Genomic DNA, 19,837 nt, shown 5'->3' with positions numbered 1-19,837 from the left:
CCGCGCCCCCGACGCCGCCCATCCCGCCGGCGCCGCCCGCGCCGCCCATCCCGCCGACGCCGCCCGCGCCCGCGCTCCCGCTGCTGGAGCTCGCGCCCCCGCCCGCGCCGCTGCCCGCTTGTCCGCCTCCGCTCGCGGAGGGCTTCGCGCCATTCGTGTCGAGCGAGCAGCCGAAAACGGGAAGGAAGAGCACGCCGACGAGGAGGAGAGAGGTGCGTCGCATGAAAGATGCTTTTACCACGGAGGAACGGTGCGCAGAAGTGGGTGAAGTGGGAGGATGGGACGTTTCCATCGTGGCGTAAAAATAGAGGCCAGTTGATGCAATGCGGGAGGAGGCCCGAGCGCCGCGTCGCCGGTGGGCGCGGGCGCTCGGGCGGGGCGCATTCACGTCACTTGATGCAATTCGACTTGTAAATCGGGCCGCGGCCCGCGGCGAGGTTCACGGGGATGATGCCGATCGCCAGCGGAATCGCGCTCGAACAGGCCTCCGGGAACGCGCCCATGTGGATGTCCTGATCGGCGAGCAAGCCCGGCTCGATGACCTCCATGGAGTTCGTCGGCAGGCTGTTCTGCGCGGCCTCCGTGACGTCTTTGATGCATTGCTCGACCGTGTCCACCATCTCGGGCAACGTGTTCGCCTCGCCGACGCCGCAGGCGGTGAAGACGTTCTCGGCGATCGTCTGCCAGCCCTCGCCGATGATGATGAAGATGTTGAAATTCGGGTCCGAGTTGAACCCGTGGCCGTGGACCCAGGTATCGTACCCGACCTTCGAGAAGCCCATGCTCGAGCTCGCGTACATCATCTCGATGACCGGCCCCTCCGGGTTCGGCGGGAGGAGGTAATCGATCGCCTGGATGAGGATCAGGTTGTTCAGGCTCTTGTCGATGGCCTCGATCCATTTGCCATACATCTTGTTGATCATCTGCATCTGGATCATGTTCTGGTTGAACATGCCGAGCGTGAGGCTCAAGAAGCCGAAGTTGCTCTTGCCGCCGCCGATTTTTTCGTCGCTGCCCGGCCCCTTGGCCATGAAGACGGGCGCAGCCTCGGCCTTCGCAACCGCGCTGACGAGCTGCCCCACGGCTCGGCCCGTGGGCGCGATCTGATCGCGGACGAGCACGGCGAATTTCGACCGGTTTTCAATCACGCCGTGCGCGGTGGGTTCGAGCGCGGCGAGCTTCTGCACGGCGGACTCGACGGCGGCGCTCTTCGCCGCGAGCGCGGCCTCGTCCCCGGCCTTCGGCGCATTCGAATCGATCGAGGCGATCGTGGTCCGGAGCTCGGCGAGCGCGGCTGCGAGGGCATCCATGTCCGCAGCGGCGGAATCGTCGTCCGCGCTCTTCGCGACGCCGGCCGCGGTGAGATCGGCGGCCGTGGGATAATCGCCGGGGATCTTGCGCAGGACGTCGGCGAGGTCGGCGTAATGGAGCGGATCGAGGTCCACGAGGCTCGCGTCGAGCGCGAGGACCGCGTCCTTCAGCGCTTGATCGGAGCCGCCGTTCGCCGCGAGGACCGCGTGCACGCCATTCTGCACGCCCGAGATGCCCGCGCCCGCCTTCGCGAGCAGCGGCGTGATGGCCTCGTTCAGCACGGAGACCTGCGTCTCGGCCGTGACAGAGTGTCCCTCGACCACGACCTCGCAGCCCACCGTGAAGATGCCCGCCTCGGCGAACGTGTACTTGCCGCCGTTCTCGACGACGCCCGCCTCCGGCGAGACGGTGACCTTCGAGGTGAATGGGCCGCCGTACGCCATTCCGTCCTTTCGCACGCCGCAGCCGGCCGCGAGCGCGCCGCCATTGTCGGCCTCCAGCACGACGAGGCTCGACGGCATCACGATCGCCGCGAATCCATTCATGCCGCCGCCGCCCGCGCCGCCCATCCCGCCGCCGCCCGCGCCGCCTTCCCCACCCGCGCCGGCCTGGCCCCCGGATCCGCCGCTCGCGCCCGCGCCTCCGGACCCGTCCCCGTCGCCCCCACAAGCCACGAGGCCCGTGAGCGCCACGAGCGAGAATGCGGCGAGCTTCGGTCCCCACAAGCGATTCGATTTCATGCGAAGTCCTCCCGTGTACGAGAGCCCCAAACGAGGGCGCTCATGATAAAGGAACGGCGAGACTATCACGGAAGGCCCTCCCCTCGCGTCACGGGACACGGGGTCGGGGGCGCAGGGTTGGTGACGTGGACCACCACGAAGACCTGAACAAAAAATCATCTCCACAAACTGTGCACACGTTCAGCACAGGAGGTAGGTTGCGATCATCATGATGACGCCCAAGGACATCGCGCCCTACATCCTCCGTGCCCTCGCCGAGGCCCAGACCGAGGGCCGGACCATGGATCTCGAGACGCTCTCGATCGCCATCAAGGTGCGCCGCGGCGACGTGCGCAAGACCGTGAGCGCGCTCCACCAGGAGGGGCTCGTGGACGCGCTGCGGCTGCGCCTCTCCCTGGCAGGGTTCGCGATCGGATCGGCGTTGCTCACGAAGGAGCTGCCGCCGCTCCGCAGGCCGAAGCAGGTCGCGCAGAAGGTGGCCGCGGCCTGACACGCGCTCGCCCCCGCTCCGCCGAAAATGCGGTAAGGAGGGGGCATGAACATGGTTCGAACGCGCGTGATCGCCGCGATCGCGCTCCTCGCGGGGCTCGGACTCGGGTGCAGCAAAGGCTCGTCGGGGCCGGAGCCGGCCGGATCGGCGGCGCCCGCGGAGGCGAAGCCGAGCGCCAAGGGGATCGAGGCCGCCGGAAACGACGCCGCCGTGGTCGAGCTCGCGAAGAAGGCGCTCGGCTGCAAGTGGGGCTCCTACGGGTTCGATTCGATGTGCCCCGAGATGAAGGCGCTCATGGAGAGCGAGATCATCCGCGAGGGGAAGGCCGACGCGACGTTCGTGAGCTTCCTGGAGGATCCGAACGAACAGGTGCGCTGGCTCGGCAGCCGCGCGCTGTCGCAGCGCGGAAAGGCGTTCCGCAACGACAAGGCGCTCGCAGAGCGGATCGTCGTGGTGGCCGAGGGCGAGGCGAGCAAGACCGTCGCGCAGGAGCTCGGCGGGGTCGTCGGCGGAATCAAGCACGCGGACACCGGGCTCGGCGAGCGGATCAAGGTGATGGCGAAGGGCCACGCGGTGCAGCAGATGCGCACGAGCCTGCTCGCGCGGATGCTGTTCTCGAACGGCGAGACGCTCTACGAGTTCGTGAAGGACATCGCGACGAACGACAAGGACGCGGTCGTGCGCAAGGCCGCGATGTCGGCCTTCTGGACGGGGACGCCGCCGAGCCGCGCCTCCGATTCGTGCAAGATGTGGCTCGGGTTCGTCGACGACGCGGCCGACGACGTGGCGGGCGAAGCGGCCTATCTCTGCGCGTTCTATCCACAAAGCGGCGGGTGCAAGGCGGAGTGGGATCCGCTGCTCGACAAGATCGAGAAGCGCGCGAAGGACGGGACGATCAAGTCGACGCAGATGGCGTCGGCGCTGTTTTACCTGCACCGGCAGGCGGGAGCGTCGGACGCGCAAAAGAAGCGGGCGCTCGCGGTGGCGCGCGCGATCCTCGAGAACCGCGCGAACGGCGGAATGGCGCGCGGCAGGGCGCTCGAGCTCGTCGCGGAGAAGGACCCCGACGGCAAGAAGCTGCTCCAGGCGATGCAAGAGGATCGGGACGTGTTCGTGAAGCGGCGCGCGAAGGACCTGGCCGACAAGGCGAGCAAGCCGGCCGACGAGAAGGCCAAGGCGCCCGAGGCCGACAAGGCCAAGGCGGACGGCGCGAAAAAACCCTGAATCAGCGGCCCGAGGGGGCGTTCGTCGCAGCGGGGGCGGGCGCGGCGGCGGGCGCTTCCTGGCTGCGCTGGAGCAGGAAGAGCACGCCGCCGATGAAGAGGCCCACGGCGAGCGCGGCGGCGCCGACGATCAGAATGGGGTTCGTCCGGGCCGGCGGCGGCGGCGGAGGCTCGGGCGCGACGACCTCCGGGGCCTGCGCGTAGACGAGCCGGATCCCCGACGACAACATCTTCTTGCGCATCGGCGGCGCCGGCGGGAGCTGCGAGGCCACGACGCCCGCGACCGCCTCGGCGAGATCCTCCATCGAGGCGAATCGCTCGTCCGGCGATTTCGAAAGCGCGCGCCGCACGATCGCGGCGAGCTCCTCCGGCGCGCCTTCCAGCGGGCGCGGCTCGTCGTTCAGGATCGACGTCACGAGCCCGAGGCCCCCGCCGTCCGTGCGGAAGGGGAGCCGGCCCGCCATCAATTCGAACGCCATCACGCCCCACGAGAACTGATCGGCCCGCGCGTCGATTTCGTGGCCGAGGAGCTGCTCGGGGGCCATGTACGCGGGCGTGCCGACGATGCTGCCGTCGCCGGTGAGCCGCGACAGACGCGAGACGCCGCTGTCCTGCGTGTTCGTGAGGGCGCCGGGAAGCCTGCGGGCGATGCCGAAATCGAGCACCTTCGCCACGCCGTCCTCGCGGACCATGACGTTCTCGGGCTTGACGTCGCGATGCACGACGCCCTCGGCGTGCGCGGCGGCGAGCGCGAGCGCGACCTGCAGGAGGATCTCGAGCCGCTCGCCCTGCGGGATGTCGCGCCCGATCGAGGAGCGCAGCGTCTTGCCGGCGACGAGCTCCATCGCGATGAACGGAACGCCGTCGTGCTCGCCGACGTCGTAGACGGCGACGATGTTCGGATGCGTGAGCGCAGCCGCGGCGCGCGCCTCGCGCAGCATGCGCACAACGTTGCGGTCCCAAGCTTCGGACTCCATCTCGGGATCCCGCCGCAGCACCTTGAGCGCAATTTTGCGGCGGAGGCGCGTGTCCATGGCGCGGTACACCTCGCCGGCGGCGCCTTCCCCGAGGCGCTCTTCGATGACGTATCGGTCGAAGCTCTCGGCCGGGGACAAGGACATCAACCGCGGATGGTAGCGCGAAGGGCCCCCGCGTGGGAGGCCCAACGTGCGCATCCGGTTCGTCCTCTTTTACTTGGGGATGGGCGCCGTCCCCACGGTCGTGCCGGGCTTGGCGATCCACTGCCAGTTGTCGACCAGGGTCGTCGTGTCGAGGGAGCCGTCGCCGGAGTCGTAGACGGCGAACCGGACGGTGATCTGGTCGCCGGGCTTGACGGGGGCCTGGGTCTTCAGCCAGCCGGTCGAGGCGTGGTCCATTCCGTCGTCGCCATCGAAGCCGAACCCTGTCCCGATGAGGTCGACGTTGCCGAGGCTGCAGTCGAAGAGCTTGTTCCCAGCTTCGCAGGGGTTCGGCGGGTTGCCCGGACAACCGCAGACCTCGAGCAGGGAGTTGTTGACGCTGACGGGGTTGCCCTGGCTATCGAACGAGACGTTGCCGTCGGACTGCCCGGGCGGGATGGGCGTGAGCAACGCGACGAAGAAATCGTTGTACTGGCTGCAGATGTAGTTCGGCCACTCGTAGGTGTAGAAGTTGAAGTCGAACGAGAAGCCGTAGGCGTTCGAGGGCACGCGGACCACGACCTCGAGCCCGGTGACGTCGTTCGGCATGCCGGTGCTCGTGCCGGGGCACGCGGGCGACTCCTTGGGGAAGCCCTGCGGGTGGCTGCCCGTGTAGCCCTTGATGAAGCCGCCGACCGATTGATAGCCGGGATCGGTGGGCTGGCGGGCGGTGCCGCTGGAGAGCGCGAGCACGCTGGCGCCGTGGCGGGTGGTGATGTTCGGGCCGAATCCGCTGAGCAGGCCGTGGCCGAGGTGGAAGTTCACCTCGTCGCCGAGCGGAGGCGGCGAGCCGTCCGCCATGGTCCATTGCGCCGAGACGACGCCCCAATCGCCGGGACCCGCGGAGACCTTGCAGAGATCGGCGGCGCGGGCGCCGTCGAGGGGCTCCATGCTGTCGACGGCGAGCCCGTCGTCGCAGAGGGAGACGACCACCTCGTCGATGGTGCCGTCGCAGTTCTCGTCGAACGCCTCCTTGCCGGGCTCGGTGGGCACCTCGACGGCGTTCGGGTTGCGGTTCTTGTCGCAATCGTTGCAATCGCCCTCGGTCTCGGTGAAGCCGTCGCCGTCGACGTCGTCCTCCGTGCCCTTGGGATCGCAGTTGATGATGCCGCCCGCGCCGCCCCCGCCCTGGTTTCCGGCGTCGAATCCGAGATCGTCGCCGCCCATGCCCGCGGCGCCCTGGCCCGCGCCGCCCTGGCCCTGGTTGCCGCTGCCCCCGCCGCCATCCCCGTCGAACACCGTGCCGTCGCCGTTCGCCGCGCACGCGAAGGGCGCGAGGGGCGCGAGCAGCGCGACGGAGAGCGCCGCGAGGGCGACGCGCCGAGGGGCGGTGTCGAAGAAACGCATTCGTTCGCGCATGTCGAGCTCCTCCGTCAAAAAGCTACGCAAATGTTCTGGCCCATGCCGCTGTCCACGCAGGAGTAGCCCGGGCGGCACTGGGCGCTCGTCTGGCAGGTGCGCATGCACGTGCCGGCGCCGCTCGGGAAGAAGAACCAGCTCGAGCAGATCGAGCCCGGGCCGCAGTCGTCCGCGAAGTTGCAGTACTCGGTGCAGTAGCCCCCCGGAACTCCGAACCAGTCCTGCGTGAGGCAGATCGGATCGTTCTGCCCGGCATAACACTCGTTCGATTTGGTGCAGGGCTGGCCGGCGGCCTTCGAGCCGGGCTTGCAGGCCGGCTTGGCCTGGCAGCTCGGATCCTCGCAATCGCTGAGCTGGTTGTTGTCGTCGTCCTGGAAGTTCGTGCAGTCCGCCTCGGGCCCCTGGCGGCAGACCTTCGTCGGGTAGCCCTCGTCGACGCAAGCATACCCGATACGGCAATCGGCGTCGGTCACGCAGCCGTCGAGGCAGATGCCGTGCACGCCGCCGAAGCCGAGATCGGCGCAATGGCCGTCGCCGGGGCAGTCTTGCGCGTCGAGGTCACACCACTCGGTGCAATACCCGTCGGGGAAGCCCTGCCAGCTCTGGAGGCAGGCCGGATCCATCGCGTTCGCCGCGCAATCGGAGGGGAGGAAGCAAGCCTGGCCGAGCAAGCCGGCGCCCGGCTGGCATTCGAACGACGCCTGGCACTGCGTGACGTCGTCGCAATCGATGTAGCCGTCCACGTCGTCGTCCCAGAAATCGGAGCAGAAGCTCTCGGGCTGGGGCATGTCCACGTTGAGATCGAAGAAGCCGGTGTCGCCCGCGGCGCCGTCGACGACGACGTAGAGCTTCTGGCCCTGGACGACCTCCATCACGACCCGGTCGGCGTTGCCGCTGTTCGGGTTCCCGTCGTTGTTGCAGGCGATCTCGCTCGCGGAATCGCCGCAGGTGGTGCGGATCGAGAGGCTGAGATCGGAGGAAAAGCTGTTCATGGTGGCCACGAACGTGCCGTTCTCCGGGATCACGACCTCGAAGATGGCCTCGGGGCCGCTCACGGACGAGCAGGAGGCGGATTCGAGGTTCGGGCGGCCCGAGGTGTCGGCGTTGATCCAGCCGGGGACGACGAGCGATTTCGGCGCGAAGCACGAGTCGAGGCACACGGCTTCCATGAAGCACGTGTCGTCGGTGCAATCCGTGAGGCCGTCCTGATCGTTGTCCTTGTAATCGCCGCAGAGCTCCTTGGGGACGCAGCCGCTCGCGACGATGCCGCAGTGCGGGTTGCAGAGGAGGCTGCCCGATCCGAGGCCGATGCTCGCGCACGTCTTGCCGCCGAACTCCGCGCCGTCGCATTGCTCGCCCGGATCGATCACGCCATTGCCGCAGTTCGGATTGCCGCCGCCGCCCGAGCTGCTCGAGCTCGACGCGCCGCCCGCGCCGCCCGCGCCGCCCGTGCCGCCCGTGCCGCCTTCGCCGCCTTCTCCGCCGACGCCGCCCGCGCCGCCCGTCGCGGGGCCGCCCGATCCGCCGGAGCCGCCGGTGCCGTTGCTCTCGCTGGCGCCCGAGCTCTCGTCGACCACGCCCGTCGCGCAAGCCGACGTGCACACCACCGCCACGAGGGCGACCCCCAATCTGTGCCAGCGTCCACCCATCGTTTTCGCCTCGGCGTCGTGTCGTAAGAAAAAAGCAAGGGCGCGAGGGCCGACCGAACGATCCCAGCGCTGGTCGCCAGCTTGACCATGGTGGGACCCGGACGTCAACAGCCGGGATGTGCTCGACCTCGCTCCCACAGCGCCGACACGCGCGGCGTCGAGCCGGCGGCGGCGGCAGGAACCGTACGGGCGGTGGGGCGAGGGGCGCGCAAGAATGGGGGCGCGATGGCCGAGCCGAATCCCAAGCCGAACCTCCTCGCCCGCCTGCGCGGGAGCTTCGAGCATACGCCGCGCACGCTCCTGCTCCTGTTCCGGTCGGCCAGGCTCGCGACGATCACGCTCTTCGCGCTCACCCTGGCCGCCGCGGTGCTGCCGCTCGGCGTGGCGTACGCGGGCAAGGCGATCGTGGACGCGGTGGCCGCGCATTCACGCGAGGCGACGCTGCGCTGGGTGATCGTGGAGCTCGCGCTCGTGGCGGCGCTCGCCTTCGTGCAGCGCGCGATGGGGCTCTTGCGCTCGCTCATCGGGGCGCGGCTCGGGCTCGACATCAACGGGGCCATCCTGGAGAAGGCGCTCACGCTGGAGCTCCGGCACTTCGAGGAGCCGTCGGTCTACGATCAGCTCACGCGGGCGCGGCGCGAGGCTTCGTCGAGGCCGCTCGCGATGGTGAGCGAGACGTTCGGGATCGTGCAGAGCCTGGTGACGCTGGCGGGCTACGGGGCGCTGCTCTTCCGCTGGAGCGGGTTCGCGGTGATCGCGCTCGCGCTCGCGTCGCTCCCCGGGGCGATCGCGGAGGTGAAGCTCGGCAACCTCGCGTTCCGGCTGCGCAACTGGCGCTCGCCCGAGGCGCGAAAGCTCAACTACCTGGAGTACGTCCTGGCGAACGACGCGCACGCCAAGGAGGTCAAACTCTTCGGGATCGGAACACTTTTGCTCGATCGGTACCGCGCGCTCGGGGAGAAGTTCTACCTCGAGGATCGGGCGCTCGCGGTCAAGCGCGCGAGCCTCGGCTGGGGCCTGTCCTTGCTCGGCACGGCCGCGTTTTACGGCTGCTACGCGTCGATGGCGGTCGGCGCGGCGAGCGGCGATCTCACGCTCGGTGACCTCGTGCTCTACGGCGTCTCGTTCCGTCAGGGCCAGCAGGCGTTCCAGTCGATCCTGTCGTCGCTCGGCGGCATGTACGAGCACAACCTGTACATGTCGAACCTGTTCTCGTACCTCGCGATCCCCACGAACGACGGGGCCACGCCGAGGGTCGCGCTCCCCTCCCCCACGGACGACGCGGGCGAGGCGGCGGGGCGCGAGCGGGGCATCCGCTTCGAGGGCGTGAGCTTCCGGTATCCGGGCCAGGAGAAGCTCGCGCTCGCGAAGCTCGATCTGTTCGTGCCGCGCGGGCAGAGCGTGGCGCTCGTGGGGCACAACGGCGCGGGCAAGACGACGCTGATCAAGCTCCTCACGCGGCTTTACGCGCCCACGGAGGGGCGCATCCTGCTCGACGGCAAGGACCTCGCCACGTGGGATCTCGACGCGCTAAGGCGGCGCATCGGCGTCGTGTTCCAGGACTACAACCGGTATCAGCTCACGGCGCGGGAGAACGTGGGCTTCGGGAGCACGCCGCACATGGAGGACACGGAGCGGCTCTCGCGGGCGATCACGCGCGGCGGCGCCGAGGAGGTGCTCGCGGCGCTGCCGGGCGGGCTCGATACGCAGCTCGGCAGGTGGTTCAAGGACGGGACGGAGCTCAGCGGCGGCCAGTGGCAGAAGGTGGCGCTCGCGCGGGCGTTCATGCGGGAAGAGGCCGACGTGCTCGTGCTCGACGAGCCCACGGCGGCGCTCGACGCGGAGGCGGAGCACGCGGTCTTCGAGCGGTTCCGCAAGCTCGCCGAGGGCCGCACGACGTTCGTCGTGTCGCACCGGTTCCCGACGGTGCGCATGGCGGATCGGATCCTCGTGATCGACGGCGGCCGCGTGATCGAGGAAGGGACGCACGCCGAGCTCGTGGAGAAAGACGGGCGGTACGCGCGGATGTTCGCGCTCCAGGCGGAAGGGTACCGTTAGGGAACTTCGTCGAACGGAGGCGCGACGCGACGAACTCGCTATCCGCGCCTCTCTGCGTTCGTTACGATGCGCGGGCACGAGGAGGGGAGCGCGCGGCGCGCGTGCGAGGAGGTGTCCATGCGAGCGCGAAGAGTGCTTTGGTTGTGCGTGATGGCGGCTGCTGCGGCGGCCGTGGGCGGCTGCGGTGACGAGAGCTCGGACCTCGTCGACGGGCGTTTTACGCCGGAGGAGTGGGCGGAGATCGAGAAGCTCTCGCCGCTCCCGGCGCTCGAACCGGACACGACGAACGCGTTCGCGGACGACCCGAAGGCCGCGGCGCTCGGGCAACGGCTCTTCTACGAGAAGGGGTACGCCGGGCCGATCAAGGTGGCGAACGATCTCGGCAACGTCGGCGAGACGGGCAAGGTCTCCTGCGAGAGCTGCCACATCAAGACGGATTGGTTCGTCGACACGCGCTCGAAGCCGGCGAACACGTCGATCGCGATCGACTGGTTCATCCGCAACGCGCCGACGCTCGTGAACGTCGCGACGTACACGGACTGGTTCGGCTGGGTCGGCTACAACGACAACCTCTGGGGCAAGTGCCTCGTCCCGGCCGAGTTCGTCATGGGCACGGATCGCTCGGGCATCGTGCACTTCCTCTACCAGCAGCCGGACTACCGCGCGGCGTACAACGAGCTCTTCGAGCCGGACCTCGATCCGGCGCTCGATCCGATGCACCCGGACGCCGCGCGTTTCCCGATGATCGCGTCGCCGACGGTGGCGCCCGACGTGTGGAACGGCATGCCGGAGGCGGACCGCGGCGTGATCAACCGCGGCTACGCGAACTTCGGCAAGGCGCTCGCGGCCTACCTCCGCCTGCTCCAGAGCGGCAACGCGCCGTTCGATCGGTACGTGGCCGGGGACGTGTCGGCGATCAGCGATAGCGCCAAGCGCGGGCTCGGGCTCTTCGTGGGGAAGGCGGCGTGCGTCGCGTGCCATGCGGGCCCGACGTTCACCGACAACGACTTCCACGTGACGGGCGTGCCGCAGATCGGCGATCACGTGCTGCCGCCGGACATGGGCGGCGATCCGGGGCGCTTCCAGGCGCTCGACGTCTACTTCGGCTGGGATTTCAGCACGAAGGGCATCTACAACGACGACCCGAGCATCGACCGCAGCAAGGGCGTGACGAAGGACGCGAAGCTGACGGGCGCGTTCCGCACGAAGGGCCTGCGCTCGGTGGCGAAGACGGGTCCGTTCATGCACACGGGGCACCTCGCGACGCTGCGCGACGTGGTCGAGTTCTACAACGTCGGCGGCGCCGACAAGGACTTCGCCGGCACGAAGGATCCGCTCATGGTGCCGCTGAACCTCTCGGCGGAGGAGGTCGACGACCTCGTCGCGTTCCTGGAGACGCTGACGGGCGAGCCGATCCGCGAGGAGCTGCTCGTCGACACGTCGTTCGGTTCCACCAAGTAAAACCACCTCATCGGCCTTCGAGCAGGGCCTTCGCTTCGGGATCCCCGGGGCGGTAGCGGAGCCACGCGCGCGCGGCGGCGACGGCCGCCTCGGGCCTGCCCGCGGCGCGCTCGGCAGCGGCGAGCGCTTTCCAGACGATCGGGTGCGGCAAGAGGCGCGCGGCCTCGTGGAGTTTGTCCGCGGCGTCGCGCGGGCGTCCAGCTTCGAGGAGGAGGCGGCCTTCGAGGTGGAGGAGGCGGCCGCGATCGAAGGGAAAACGAAGCGCGGTGCGCGTGTGGTGAAGCGCCGCGCGTGTGTCACCCGACGTCGTGGCCGCGCGAAGGGCCTCACGATGGTGGTAGGCCGAGAGGAGCTGTGCGAACGCCACGAGGGCCCAGGCGAGCGCGCACGCGAAGCCCGCGCGCGCGAGGTGAAAGGACGCGGGCGCAGGGGCACGCGGGCGGAAGGTGCAAGCGAGCACGACGAGCGCCGCGATCCAGGTCGCCGGTGAGGCCGAGAGCCCGGCGCCGAGCGCGAGCAGGGCGAAGGCGATCCACGCGGCGCGGAGCTCTCTGCGGGGCAAAGCGGGCGCGAGGCGGAGGCGCCTTCGCGCGAGGAAAAGCGCGAGCGCCGCGGGGAGGAGGCCGAAGGCGAGGACGAGCGCGGCGAGATCGTCGTGCGGGTGCTCCGGAAAGGTCCAGAGCCGCGCGGCGTCGGGGTGCGCGGCGAGGTGCTCGGCTTGCCAGTCGAGGAAGCGCGGCGCGATCGCGTCGGGGCCGACGCCGAGGAGCAACGTTCGCGCGGACAAACCACGCACGTGAACGACGAGGAGGTAGAGGCGGCCCTCGAACGCGCGGACGAACCCATCAGAGGCGAGCGCGATCGGGACCAGCGCGAGGCCCGCGAGGGGCGCAGCGAGCGCGGCGCGCGGGACGAAGAGGAGCATCTCGGCGGCAAGCGCAAGGGCGGCGAGGTGCGAACGGCAGAGGAGGATCGTTGTGGCCCCAAGGATCAGGGCGACCGTGCCTTCGATGCGGTCTTCGCGGCGCGTAGCCGAGGCGCGATCGGCGGCGCAGAGCGGGAGCACGAGCAGGAGGAAGGCGGCGAGATGGTTCGGATTGCCGAACGTGCCGACGAGGACGGGGTACGGCAGGTGGAAGGCGCCGGTCTCGAACGGAAGGAGGCCGATCGCGCCCGCGAGGGCGAGGGCGCTCGCGGCGAGGACGGCGCGGCGCGCGAGCCGGAAGACGAAGGCGCGATCCTCCGCGAGGAGCTCGGAGAGCGCGCCGAACACGGTGGGCGCGGCAGCGACGGCGAGGATTTCCCACGGAGCGGAGGGCCAAACGAGCAGCGCGAGCAAGCCGAGCACGGCCACGAGCGTCGCGACGAGCGAGGGCGCGCCCCACGCGCAGAGCGGGAGCGCGAGCGCGAGGACGAGCGTCTTCTGCGGGCGAAGGTCGACGGTGAAGGGCGAGGTCGCGAGCGGCAGGAGGACGAGCAGAACGGCCGCGGCCGCGCGCCGTGCGGCGGATCGGGTCAAGGGGCGTCGAGCTGGCGCACGCCGACGACGCCCGTGCCGCCGCGCTGGGAGAAGTAGACGACGAACCTTCCATCCGGGGACAAACACGGCTGGATGGCGCCGCGATCCCCAGGCCAGGCGAGGTTCCAGGGCGGCGCGCTGAGGACGGCGTGGCGGCTGCCGGTCGCGGTGTCGATCACGAAGACCTGATCGTCGCGCTGCTCGACGCGTCGCTCGCCGACCTTCGCGGGGCACTGATCGGCGAGCGGCGCCGTCGGCGCTTGCCACGAGCTCTCGGGGCCCGAGATGCGCTTGGGCTTCGGGCTGCGCAGGTCCCAGCTCATCCAGCCCTCGTACTCGGGGAAGCCGGAGAAGAAGATCACGCCGCCGTCCTTGCCGGCCCGCGTGTGGTAGGCGCCGTGCGTGAGCGCGCGCCGCGCGCGTTTGCCGACGTCGAGCAGGTAGATGCCCTGGCCCGCGTCGTCGCACTCGTAGGTCGAGCAGCCGAAGGCCATCCGATCCTCGGAGATCCACACGGGGTGGTAGCCCGGTCCCTCGTGGACGCGCGTGCGTTTGCCAGTCTCGGCATGCACGACGTCGATGCCGGCCTGCCCGGGCGGCGCGGGCGTGTTCAGGTAGTTCACCTGGTTGGCGATGGCGAGGCGAACGCCGTCGGGCGCCCACGCGACGGTGGGCGTGTCGCCGAAGATGGTCCACTCGAGCTCACCACGCGCGACAGGCGTCCGCGCAGGGATCTCGGCCGAGGCCGTGGCCGCGGGCGGCGTGTCGACGACGACGAGCACGGAGCCTGGATCGGCGACCGTCGTGGGGCCAGGAGGCGGGGGCGCAGCGCTGCACGCGGCGGCGAGAAGGGGCGCGAGGAGCAGGGCGTGGCGCATCGCGGGGAGCTTGCGCGAAGCGCGTGCCGGGATCAATCGAAGGGCTCGATCCGCGGGTGGCGGCGGTGGGGCGGATGCGGGAAGCGATGCACAGCGATGGGCTGCATCCGCGACTCGGACAGGAGCGCGAGGGAGGGCCCAGCCTCGCCGGGGAGCCGGGTCGCCTCGGCGCGAACGACGTGCCCGCTCCCGCCGGACAAGTAACCGAGCACCGTGGCGTCGACGCCGTCCGCGCCGGGATCGAGCTCCATGCGGAAGAACGTTTGCTCGTTGGCTTCGACGTGCTGGATGCGATCGAGCGGCGCTTCGCCGAAGGTACGCGCGGCCGCGACAGTGAGAGACTCGACGCGACAGAACACCGAGAAGCCCGCGCCCATCGCCGCGAACGCCTTGCAAGCGTGGCGGCCCTCGGCCTCCTCCGCGACGGCGGCGAGGAGCGTGGTCGGGCGGAGCGTGGCCGCGTCGAAGCGCCCGTCGTCGCGGAGGTCGACGAACGCCTCGCCGCGGATCGTCTCGAGCGTCTGGCGGTCGGTCGTCTCCCACGCGATGGGCTCCTTCGGGTCGACGGCGAGGGCCACCTCGTTCGAGCCGAGGACACGTTTGTCCCCCTGCACGAGCAGGACGACGTGGCGCGGGTGCACCACGGTGAGGGTGATCTTCTGGCCCGCGCGTTTGCCGACGATGGTGCGCATCTCTTCGGGCAACGCGGGAGGCTCGGCGGCGGGCTCGGCGGCAGGCGCGGTGGCGGAAGCGGCAGCGGCCTCGGGCGCGGGCGCGGGAGCGGGAGCAGCGGCGGCGGCCTCGGGCGCGGGCGTGGCGGTGGCCTCGGGCGTGGTCTCCGCGCAGCCGGAGAGCAGGGACACGGCGATCAGGGGCAGGACGTACGTCTTCACAGGGTCCTCAGGAAGGCGAGCAGGGCGGCGCGGTCTTCGGACGTGAGGTGGCTCGTCTGGCCCATGCGATCGAGGTTGTCGTCGAGCAGGGCCTCGAGCGTCGGGTAACGGCCGTCGTGGAAGTAGGGCGCAGAGCCTTCGAGCATGGCGAGCGGCGGGGTGCGGAACTCGGCGCGCGACTCGTCCTTCGCGCGCGAGCCGACGTCGTGCACCACGCGATCACTCGTCCCGTGCTCGAGCCCATGGCAGCCGTTGCAGCCGAGCTTTTCCGAGGTGTAGAGGTCATGCCCGCGCGCGACGAGCGCCTCCTCGCCGGGATCCTTCGCCTCGCGGCGCGGCACGAAGAGCCCCTCGCGAAGGTAGTTCGCGAGCGCGGCGAGGTCCTCCGCAGGCAAACCCGCGCCTCCGAGGCGCGTGAGGGTCTCGGCGATGTTGTCCTCGAGCTTCGCGTGCATGCCATGCCAGCCGTAAGGTCCACGCTCGACGCGGCCCGCGAGCGCCATCGTTTGTCGGGGGCCGTCCCCGAGCCGCCACACGATGCCGTCGTCACGCCCCTCGGGGTGGCAGCTCGCGCAGGCGCGGCCATCACGCGAGATGCGGCGATCGCCCTCGGCGTGGAAGAGGCGCCGGCCGCGCGCGAGGTCTTCACGGAGCGGATCGTCCGCGACGGGCAACGTGTCCACGGCGCCCGACGCGAGGCTCACGACGGAGAGGTCGTGCGAGCGCTGGTTCCAGACGACCGCGATGCCCGTGCGAGGATCGACGTCGACGCCGGAAGGCCCCTCGCCGACGCGGAAGACACGCCGCGAGGCGAGCGCCGGATCGAGCGAGCGCGCGTCGAGCTCGACGAGCTCACCCGTGCCGTGCGAGACGACGAGGAGCGCGTCGCCGAGCACCGCCGCGGCGCGAGCCTGCCGCGCGGGAGAGCCCGCAGGCGCGACGGCGCTCGCCATGAAGGCATTCGACGCGATGTTGACGAAATTCTTCTGCAACGCGCCGCCGTCCACGCCGAGCGTGCGCTCGCGCGCGACGTCGAGGACCGCGACGGTGGGGACCGAGGTGTCCTCCTCGATGGCGACGCCGCCATAGCCACCCGCGACGACGCGCGTGGTGCTCTCGCCGTTCTGCACGACGAGGTGCGGGACGAAGAGGCGCGTGCCGCCCTCGTTCAGCACGGCGACGTACGCGAGGGACGAGGTCGGGTGCAGGGTGTTCGCACCGACCATCGCATCGACGCGGTTCCTGTAGCCGCCGCCAAGCGCGCGCACGGCGCGGACGACGGGCGCTTCGCCCGCGTCGCCGCCGTCGAGGTCGACGACGGAGAGGGCATCACCAGCGGCGTGCGTGACGAACGCGCGGCGGCCGTCGGGCGTGACGGTGATGCCACGCGGCTCGCGCGGCAGGCGCAAGGAGAAGCGCTGGGCGAGGGACTCGGCGTCGAGCGCAGTGAGGGCGCGGCCGTAGGCGGAGGTGACGAGCAGCGCGCCGCGCGGGCCAACCGCGAGGCCCCAGGGTTCGGCCGGGACGACCGCGCGCGCAGCGACCGTGCCCTCGCCAGCCGCGTCGACGTCGAGGACGCGGACCTCGTTGCAGCCGCGCAAGCTCACGGCGACGCGATCCTCGGCGAGCACGAGCACCTCGGCAGGAGCGCAGCCGAGCGGGGTCGTGCTGACCGAGCCGCTCACGAGATCGACGCGGTGGAGCGCTTCATTGTCCGCGTCGGCGACGTACGCGACGAGGGCCTCACGATCGAGGGCGACAGCGGAGCTCCGAGCAGGCGCAGCGTCAGCAGCAGCGGGCGCGGCGAGCAGGGCGGCGAAGAGGCCTCCAAGGGCCAAAGTGCGGCGGGGCGGGCGCATGGGGTGGGCTCGTAGACGCACAGGCCGCGAGGAAGTTCTGTGGACCTCTGGCGGGCCGCCTTGACACGTCCGGGCCGCGCGCCTCGAATGCGCCGGACACGGAGGAGCCGAGGAATGCTGGGCCAGAAGATCGAGCCGCTGATGCAATCCATCGAGGAGGCCACGGCCGGCCTCCTGTTCCCGAGCGAGTCGGACTTCCCGATCGAGGCCTACCGCTTCGGCGAGGAGGAGCCGACGCCCGGCGCAGTGCTGCGGGCGCGCAGCCTGCCTCCGGACACGCCGATCGAAGAGGCGACGGTGGCCTCGTTCTTCGAGGGCCTGGTCGAGGGCGACGACGACGCAGCCGGCCGGTTCCGCGCCCTCGTCGACCTGCTCCAGCGCGAGCTCACGGAGCTACGCGTCTACCGCGTCGGCAAGGTCGACATCGAGGCCCTCGTCCTCGGTCGGCACCCGTCAGGCGCGTGGCTAGGCGTCACGACGAAGCTCGTGGAGACGTGAACGGCTCTTTCGGGGAGGCGCCTCGCCGGGGCGCTGCCCCGGACCCCGCGGGGGCTGTTCGCCCCTCGACCCGAACCAGGGCCAGCCCTGGACCTTTTGGGGAAGAACTGCGCGATGCGCAGTTCTTCCCACAGGCCGGGGCAAGACCAGGGACAACGTTGCCCGTCGAAGCCGTACCCCACCTGAGCGCGTCTCCAAGGTCGCGTGCGCGCGTCTCCAAGGTCGCGTGCGCACGTCTCCAAGTCGCGTGCGCGCGTCTTCAAGGTCGCGTGCGCGCGTCTCCAAGGTCGCGTGCGCGCGCCTTCCCCTCGTGCCCACGCGTCTTCGCGTCGCGTGCACACGCCTTCAAGACACGCCAGAACGAGCTCCACGTCATGCACGCGCGTCTCGACCTCACGCGCGCGCGCCTCGCCGCCTTCCACGCGCGCCTTTGCTCCCCGCCCACGCGTCATTTTCCTGCGCTCACACGCCTCGGAGACGTGCTCACACGCCTCGGAGACGTGCTCACACGCCTCGCGCTCATCGACGTCAACCTCCCACGGACCCGTAACCAGATGTGGGACGAGCTTACCGATCGATTGAAGCCGCCTCGGTTGGCGGCCTCCCTCACCGGTCTTGCCTTGGCCCGTTCGATGAACTGCGCATCGCGCAGTTCATCGACCCCGAGTCCAGCGCTTGCGCTGGTCCGGGTCCAGGGGCGGACAGCCCCGGTGGGGCCTGGGGCAAAGCCCCAGCGAAACGGCCTCGACGAAACTCCGCTCAGTCCCCCTTCTTCGCCTCGATCGCCTCCTGCACGTCCTCGTCCACGGCCGTGAGGAAGTCATAGCCGGTGCGCCGCTCGATCTCGTCGACGGTCGTCCGGTACTTCTCCCAGCCCTCGTCCTGGATGCCCTCCTTGTTCGGCATCAGGACCGCGATCACCGGGGTCGACTCCGTCACGTCCGCGGGGCCCTCGCGCGGATCGAGGACCACGACGATCTTGAAGAACGTGTCGGGCACCGCGACGCCCTTGCCGATCGTCTTCGTGGGCTTCTTGCCCCGCTTGAGCACGCCGCCCGCCATCACGAAGAGCTGCTTGCCCCGCTTGCGGCCGAGCTCTTCGCAGGACTCCTCGAGGCGCAGCCACGGCCCCGCGTTGAGGTCGTGGTACTGCGGCAAGATGTTCGTCATCAGGAAGGTGACGCGGTTGTCCTCGGGCGAACGCGTCCGCTCCTCCGAGCGCACCATGTGGCCCCGGTCGTAGCCCGAGCCCGTGTAGTCATCGTGCGTGACCCGGTAGAGGCCCGACGGAAGCTCCGCATCCGTCATGAACTTCCCCTTGTGCCGCGGCGCATCCCCGAACCAGCTCGCGTCGATCTGCCAGCTCACCCAGTTCGCGACGTTCTGGTCGGCATTGTACGAAAGCGCGTACTGCGCCTTGCGCATCAAGTGGTCGTCCGAAGCATCGTCGTCCGCCGGCACACCGAGCGCGAGGTGGACGCTCGGATCCGCAGGCTTCCCGCCACCCCCACGCGCCGGGCTCACCTTCGGGCCGGACGTCGTGGTCGTCGCCGTGGGGCGCGGGCGGCTCTTCTCCTCCCCCGACCCATGCGAAGCGAGGTCGTCGAGCCATCGATCGGCCTTGCACGCGTGCAGGAGCGCACCAAGCCCGCCAAGGAGCGCCACGACGAACATGCCCAGGGCCCCCGCCTTGCCCCGCTTTCTGGATGCAGTCCGGCTCACGTGTTTGTGCCTCGTTTCGTAGAGAACGCTATATCATGCTCCCAGGGAGCGTCCCGGCCGTCGAGAGAGGACCCACACGGCCTGCATCATGCAGCGCCATGGGGGTAGCAGAGGTGCAAGGGAGCGCGCTAAGGTCGCGCGTGGGCATGAAACGAGGGACGGCGTCTTGAGGCGGATCCCCGGGTACGCCGTCGGCTCGTACTACAAGCTGGGCTCCCCCCTGGCCGGGCTGAACGCGAACCCGATGCGCGGTCTCGTCTACCTCGTGACGAACCAGCGCAAAGAGCCCATCCCGAGCTCCATCCAGCACCCCCTCCACCCAGGCCGAACCATGATGCGCCTGGAGACGCCCGCGAGCGCCTACGCCTACGTGGCCGACATCGTCGCCGTACACGAGCGCGACGTGCGCTCAGCCCTCGGCATCACGAAGCCAAACATCGCACTCGTACCAATTCCCGCAGCAAACGTGGTGCGCGGCAACCGCACGACAGATCGATGGCCCAGCCGCGACCTCGCCCTCGAGCTCGAACGTCTCGGCTTCGGCAAGGTACGCCCCTGCGTGGTGCACAAGGACGCGATGCGCCCGCGCTTCAGCTACGAGGAGGACCCCGCCCACGATCTCGCGCAAAACCTCGTCATCATCGGCAGGCCGATGCCAAACGAGGCCGTCGTGTACGTGGACGACATCGTGACCTCCGGCGACCGCGTGGCCGCGATCGATCAAGCCCTCGGTCAGCCACCCACCGCAGGCATCGTGACGACAGCGCTCTCCGAGGAGAAGGCACGCTACGACGCGTACAAGCTCCGCACGTTCGCCCTCGGGTACGACCCGGCAACGTCGCCGTGGAAGCTCGCGATCCTCTAGGAAGGGAAGCGTAGCGCCGGGGTTTCACCCCGGACCCGACCAGGGGTTGTCCACCCCTGGACCCGGACCAGCGCAAGCGCTGGACTCGGGGTCGATGAACTGCGCGATGCGCAGTTCATCGAACGGGCCAGGTC

Annotated in this window: 15 protein-coding genes and 1 pseudogene; 6 read left to right on the top strand and 10 right to left on the bottom strand. The window is 70.0% G+C overall.

All coding sequences use genetic code 11. The features are described from left to right. Both QHF85_RS47645 and QHF85_RS47640 read right to left on the bottom strand, forming a co-directional pair. Positions 1–223 (bottom strand): annotated as a pseudogene (locus tag QHF85_RS47645) (hypothetical protein); the annotation flags it as partial. A gap of 166 nt (positions 224–389) precedes the next feature. Next, positions 390–2,051 carry a hypothetical protein gene (locus QHF85_RS47640; RefSeq protein ID WP_281334194.1) on the bottom strand — a complete coding sequence of 554 codons (1,662 nt, stop codon included), beginning with the start codon at positions 2,049–2,051 and terminating at the stop codon, positions 390–392. 208 nt (positions 2,052–2,259) lie between these two features. Here QHF85_RS47640 and QHF85_RS47635 point away from each other — a divergent pair, with 208 nt between their 5' ends. Both QHF85_RS47635 and QHF85_RS47630 read left to right on the top strand, forming a co-directional pair. Continuing rightward, the gene (locus QHF85_RS47635; protein ID WP_281334193.1) at positions 2,260–2,541 is read left to right on the top strand and encodes a hypothetical protein; all 282 of its coding nucleotides are present in this window, start codon (positions 2,260–2,262) and stop codon (positions 2,539–2,541) included. Between the two features lie 45 nt (positions 2,542–2,586). Further along, a complete protein-coding gene (locus tag QHF85_RS47630) occupies positions 2,587–3,765 on the top strand; it encodes a hypothetical protein (protein WP_281334192.1) in 1,179 nt (392 codons plus the stop codon). Position 3,766: 1 nt separating this feature from the next. Here the strand turns inward: QHF85_RS47630 and QHF85_RS47625 are convergent, their stop codons facing one another. The 3 genes from QHF85_RS47625 to QHF85_RS47615 all read right to left on the bottom strand — a co-directional run bounded on the left by QHF85_RS47625 (position 3,767) and on the right by QHF85_RS47615 (position 7,950). Beyond that, a complete protein-coding gene (locus QHF85_RS47625) occupies positions 3,767–4,885 on the bottom strand; it encodes a serine/threonine-protein kinase (protein WP_281334191.1) in 1,119 nt (372 codons plus the stop codon). A gap of 69 nt (positions 4,886–4,954) precedes the next feature. After that, positions 4,955–6,301, bottom strand: a complete 1,347-nt coding sequence (locus tag QHF85_RS47620) for a hypothetical protein (protein ID WP_281334190.1) — start codon at positions 6,299–6,301, stop codon at positions 4,955–4,957. A 14-nt stretch (positions 6,302–6,315) separates the two neighbouring features. Continuing rightward, positions 6,316–7,950 carry a hypothetical protein gene (locus QHF85_RS47615; protein WP_281334189.1) on the bottom strand — a complete coding sequence of 545 codons (1,635 nt, stop codon included), beginning with the start codon at positions 7,948–7,950 and terminating at the stop codon, positions 6,316–6,318. A gap of 225 nt (positions 7,951–8,175) precedes the next feature. Between QHF85_RS47615 and QHF85_RS47610 the strand changes: the two genes are divergently transcribed. Further along, positions 8,176–10,008 (top strand): ABC transporter ATP-binding protein, encoded by a 1,833-nt coding sequence (locus QHF85_RS47610; protein WP_281334188.1) that lies wholly within the window; start codon positions 8,176–8,178, stop codon positions 10,006–10,008. 117 nt (positions 10,009–10,125) lie between these two features. Beyond that, positions 10,126–11,469, top strand: coding sequence for a cytochrome c peroxidase (locus QHF85_RS47605; protein WP_281334187.1), 1,344 nt, complete (start codon positions 10,126–10,128; stop codon positions 11,467–11,469). Between the two features lie 7 nt (positions 11,470–11,476). On the opposite strand, the gene QHF85_RS47600 is transcribed toward QHF85_RS47605, so the two are convergent. From QHF85_RS47600 to QHF85_RS47585, 4 genes are read right to left on the bottom strand one after another with little or no spacing between them, the layout of a single operon-like run. Continuing rightward, positions 11,477–12,988 (bottom strand): hypothetical protein, encoded by a 1,512-nt coding sequence (locus QHF85_RS47600; protein WP_281334186.1) that lies wholly within the window; start codon positions 12,986–12,988, stop codon positions 11,477–11,479. Next, a complete protein-coding gene (locus QHF85_RS47595) occupies positions 12,985–13,866 on the bottom strand; it encodes a hypothetical protein (protein WP_281334185.1) in 882 nt (293 codons plus the stop codon). Before QHF85_RS47595 ends, QHF85_RS47600 begins: the two co-directional genes overlap by 4 nt. Before the next feature lie 32 nt (positions 13,867–13,898). Then, positions 13,899–14,759, bottom strand: coding sequence for a hypothetical protein (locus tag QHF85_RS47590; RefSeq protein ID WP_281334184.1), 861 nt, complete (start codon positions 14,757–14,759; stop codon positions 13,899–13,901). Next, entirely contained in the window at positions 14,756–16,618 is a 1,863-nt protein-coding gene (locus QHF85_RS47585) for a hypothetical protein (RefSeq protein ID WP_281334183.1), read from the bottom strand. The genes QHF85_RS47590 and QHF85_RS47585 overlap by 4 nt, the downstream gene beginning before the upstream one ends. A 114-nt stretch (positions 16,619–16,732) precedes the next feature. Here QHF85_RS47585 and QHF85_RS47580 point away from each other — a divergent pair, with 114 nt between their 5' ends. Next, entirely contained in the window at positions 16,733–17,116 is a 384-nt protein-coding gene (locus tag QHF85_RS47580; protein WP_281334182.1) for a nuclease A inhibitor family protein, read from the top strand. 759 nt (positions 17,117–17,875) lie between these two features. Here the strand turns inward: QHF85_RS47580 and QHF85_RS47575 are convergent. Next, positions 17,876–18,838 carry a DNA/RNA non-specific endonuclease gene (locus QHF85_RS47575; protein ID WP_281334181.1) on the bottom strand — a complete coding sequence of 321 codons (963 nt, stop codon included), beginning with the start codon at positions 18,836–18,838 and terminating at the stop codon, positions 17,876–17,878. Between the two features lie 166 nt (positions 18,839–19,004). On the opposite strand from QHF85_RS47575, the gene QHF85_RS47570 reads away from it, so the two are divergent. Continuing rightward, on the top strand, positions 19,005–19,703 hold the full coding sequence (locus QHF85_RS47570; RefSeq protein ID WP_281334180.1) for a hypothetical protein: 699 nt from the start codon (positions 19,005–19,007) through the stop codon (positions 19,701–19,703). Positions 19,704–19,837 lie beyond the last annotated feature (134 nt).

It is taken from the genome of Polyangium sp. 6x1 (genome assembly GCF_029946515.1).
Classification (GTDB): Bacteria; Myxococcota_A; Polyangia; order Polyangiales; family Polyangiaceae; genus Polyangium.
This window is presented reverse-complemented; position numbering and strand designations above follow the sequence as displayed.

Coding starts and splice junctions, on each gene's coding strand:
- QHF85_RS47640 (WP_281334194.1), bottom strand. CDS start 2,051: ATGAAATCGAATCGCTTGTGGGGACCGAAGCTCGCCGCATTCTCGCTC.
- QHF85_RS47635 (WP_281334193.1), top strand. CDS start 2,260: ATGATGACGCCCAAGGACATCGCGCCCTACATCCTCCGTGCCCTCGCC.
- QHF85_RS47630 (WP_281334192.1), top strand. CDS start 2,587: ATGAACATGGTTCGAACGCGCGTGATCGCCGCGATCGCGCTCCTCGCG.
- QHF85_RS47625 (WP_281334191.1), bottom strand. CDS start 4,885: ATGTCCTTGTCCCCGGCCGAGAGCTTCGACCGATACGTCATCGAAGAG.
- QHF85_RS47620 (WP_281334190.1), bottom strand. CDS start 6,301: ATGCGCGAACGAATGCGTTTCTTCGACACCGCCCCTCGGCGCGTCGCC.
- QHF85_RS47615 (WP_281334189.1), bottom strand. CDS start 7,950: ATGGGTGGACGCTGGCACAGATTGGGGGTCGCCCTCGTGGCGGTGGTG.
- QHF85_RS47610 (WP_281334188.1), top strand. CDS start 8,176: ATGGCCGAGCCGAATCCCAAGCCGAACCTCCTCGCCCGCCTGCGCGGG.
- QHF85_RS47605 (WP_281334187.1), top strand. CDS start 10,126: ATGCGAGCGCGAAGAGTGCTTTGGTTGTGCGTGATGGCGGCTGCTGCG.
- QHF85_RS47595 (WP_281334185.1), bottom strand. CDS start 13,866: ATGCGCCACGCCCTGCTCCTCGCGCCCCTTCTCGCCGCCGCGTGCAGC.
- QHF85_RS47585 (WP_281334183.1), bottom strand. CDS start 16,618: ATGCGCCCGCCCCGCCGCACTTTGGCCCTTGGAGGCCTCTTCGCCGCC.
- QHF85_RS47580 (WP_281334182.1), top strand. CDS start 16,733: ATGCTGGGCCAGAAGATCGAGCCGCTGATGCAATCCATCGAGGAGGCC.